Annotated in this window: 4 protein-coding genes; 1 reads left to right on the forward strand and 3 read right to left on the reverse strand. The window is 67.5% G+C overall.

The window, feature by feature from the left end; genetic code table 11:
- Positions 1-91: 91 nt before the first annotated feature.
- The 3 genes from sdhC to VGE49_RS00215 all read right to left on the reverse strand — a co-directional run bounded on the left by sdhC (position 92) and on the right by VGE49_RS00215 (position 1841).
- Positions 92-544: a succinate dehydrogenase, cytochrome b556 subunit gene (gene sdhC, locus VGE49_RS00205; protein ID WP_346506236.1), complete on the reverse strand. Its 453-nt coding sequence runs from the start codon at positions 542-544 to the stop codon at positions 92-94.
- A gap of 125 nt (positions 545-669) precedes the next feature.
- Positions 670-1098 (reverse strand): HIT domain-containing protein, encoded by a 429-nt coding sequence (locus VGE49_RS00210; RefSeq protein ID WP_331032578.1) that lies wholly within the window; start codon positions 1096-1098, stop codon positions 670-672.
- On the reverse strand, positions 1095-1841 hold the full coding sequence (locus tag VGE49_RS00215) for an EcsC family protein (protein ID WP_331032579.1): 747 nt from the start codon (positions 1839-1841) through the stop codon (positions 1095-1097). The genes VGE49_RS00210 and VGE49_RS00215 overlap by 4 nt, the downstream gene beginning before the upstream one ends.
- Before the next feature lie 141 nt (positions 1842-1982).
- Here VGE49_RS00215 and VGE49_RS00220 point away from each other — a divergent pair.
- On the forward strand, positions 1983-2366 hold a 384-nt coding region (locus VGE49_RS00220; protein WP_414643577.1), incomplete at its 3' end, for a lactate/malate family dehydrogenase.

Raw genomic sequence — 2366 nt, forward strand, 5'->3', positions numbered from 1 at the left:
AGGGCCAGCAGGGCCAGCTTTTCGATCTTCCACTCGCCGGCGCCGTGGCGCTCGGAGATCTTCACATGGTTCTTGAACTTGGGGGCGGCGCTCACAGCGAAACCTTTCCGGCGGCGAACAGGACGACCCAGAACAGCACGGCCAGGACCAGAGGGCCCCAGACCGCGATGTTGGCCATCAGATTGGCGGACTTCAGATCAAGGCCCTTGCCGGCGTCGTTGATCAGGTGGCGGGCGCCGTTCAGCAGGAAGGAGAAGACCACCAGCGACAGGCCGAACCAGATGAAGAGGCCGAACGGCGAGGCCGAGCAGGCCAGAACCTTGGCGTAGGCTTCAGGCCCGGCGGCGACGGCCGCGACCCAGGCCAGCAACAGGACGGCGCCGACCGTGGCCGCGCCGATGGTGACGCGGAACAGGATGGAGGCCGTCATGGTCACGTGCCACCGCCAGACGTCGGTGAAGGGCGACATCGGCGCCACATGGCCATTGGGATGGCGGACGTAGCGGCCAGTCGGGTCGCCCGCACCCTGGGGAAGGTTCGACATGCGAATGATTCTCAAAAAACCTGTGGAAAAACAGGTCCGGTTGCAGTGCGATAGGCTTTAGTGACCGCAAAGGCCGGGTGTCAACGAACCGGGCCGTATAAGCGCCACGGATCGCGTTTTCCTGATCAGGCCTCGCGAATCGCTCGCAAGAAGGCGTCCTTGTCGTGCTCGGACAGACGCACCGCGCCGGGACGGCCCCAGATCGGGTCTGGCCAAAGGCCGTCGTCGCGGCGGCGCCCGACGATATGGACGTGCAGCTGGCGGGTGACGTTGCCCAGGGCCGCCGTGTTCAGCTTGTCGACGGGGCGGCCCGCCGCTTGAGCCAGCGCGCGCACCATTTCTCCGGCGCGCACGACTTCTTCGATTAGGGCCGCACGCTGATCGCGGCTCAGGTCGTCCAACTCGACCGCGCCCGCGACGCGCGGCATCAGGATCAGCCAGGGAAAGCGCGCGTCGTCCTGCAGCCGCACCTGGCACAGGGGCCAGTCGGCGGCGAAGACGGACCCGGCCTTGAAGGCGGGGTCTGCCAAGAAGGGGGAGGTGAAGTCAGTCATGTCAGGTGCTCGTCCTCGAACCAGCGCAGGCGATAGGCGTTCATCGCCGTCGTCGCCAGCCGGGTGGTCAGCCGCCAGTTGACCACGGCCCCTACGGGCGCCCCGATGACGGGGATCAGCTGGGCCAGCTTGGCCAGGTCGATGTAGTCGCGATATTCCAGCTGGAACCTGCGCCAGTCGAAGTCCTGGATGCGTTCGGGCTGATGCAGGCCGCGCCCCGCCGCCTCCAGCGCGGACAGGGCCTCGGGCCGATGCCGGGCGCTGGAAAAGGCCAGTTGGAAGATCCGCAACAGATAGAGCCGCTCCGCCAGGCTCTTGCCCGAATGGCCGTAAAGGGCGCCGATCTCGGCCAGCAGCTTGATCTTGATGGCGAGCAGGGCCGGAAAGTCCGCCGCCGCCAGCAGGAAGCCGCCCGCCCCCGCCACCCCGCCCTCGACGCTGGCCGTGGTGCGGTAGAAGTCGACGCGGGTCTGGATCAGCTCTTCGCGCTTGCGAAGGCTGCCGTGCAGCAGGGGTTTTGCCGTGGTCCAGTCGGCGCCGGTCATGATGCCCCGCGTCGTCAGTTCGACGCCGGAGGTGACGATCTGGTGCACCCGCTCGGGGATGAGCCTGTTGATGCGGTCCTGGGTCGCCCGCGTGGTCATGTCCCACAGGCCGGGGCGGCGCAGCTGGCGTTCGCGCCAGGCCTCGGCCTCGGCCAGGACGCGGGCTTCATATTGTCGATCGTCTTCCGCAGCGGTCATCATGCCCCTCTGGATGCGGCGACCCTCGCAGGGGGCGACCAAAGGCGCAACGTCCGGCGCTTGCTCCCGCTCCCTTGCGGGTCTAGACCGCCCGCCATCGAGTACCGTTTCGCACACGCAACATTGACTGGAGAGACCTGAATGGCTCGCGCGAAGATCGCCCTCATCGGCGCCGGCATGATCGGCGGAACCCTGGCCCACGTGGCCGCGCGCGAAGCGCTGGGCGACGTCATCCTGTTCGACATCGCCGAAGGCACGCCGCAAGGCAAAGCCCTCGACATCGCCGAGGCCTCGGCCGTCTTCGGTCAGGACGTGGCCCTGAAGGGCGCCAACGACTACGCCGACATCGCGGGCGCCGACGTCTGCATCGTCACCGCCGGCGTGCCGCGCAAGCCGGGCATGAGCCGCGACGACCTGATCGGCATCAACCTGAAGGTCATGAAGGCCGTCGGCGAGGGCATCAAGCAGCACGCCCCCAACGCCTTCGTCATCTGCATCACCAACCCGCTCGACGCCATGGTCTGG

The sequence above is a fragment of the Brevundimonas sp. genome, from assembly GCF_036405315.1.
In the GTDB taxonomy this organism is placed as follows: domain Bacteria; phylum Pseudomonadota; class Alphaproteobacteria; order Caulobacterales; family Caulobacteraceae; genus Brevundimonas.

Coding starts and splice junctions, on each gene's coding strand:
- VGE49_RS00210 (WP_331032578.1), bottom strand. CDS start 1,098: ATGACTGACTTCACCTCCCCCTTCTTGGCAGACCCCGCCTTCAAGGCC.
- sdhC (WP_346506236.1), bottom strand. CDS start 544: ATGTCGAACCTTCCCCAGGGTGCGGGCGACCCGACTGGCCGCTACGTC.
- VGE49_RS00215 (WP_331032579.1), bottom strand. CDS start 1,841: ATGACCGCTGCGGAAGACGATCGACAATATGAAGCCCGCGTCCTGGCC.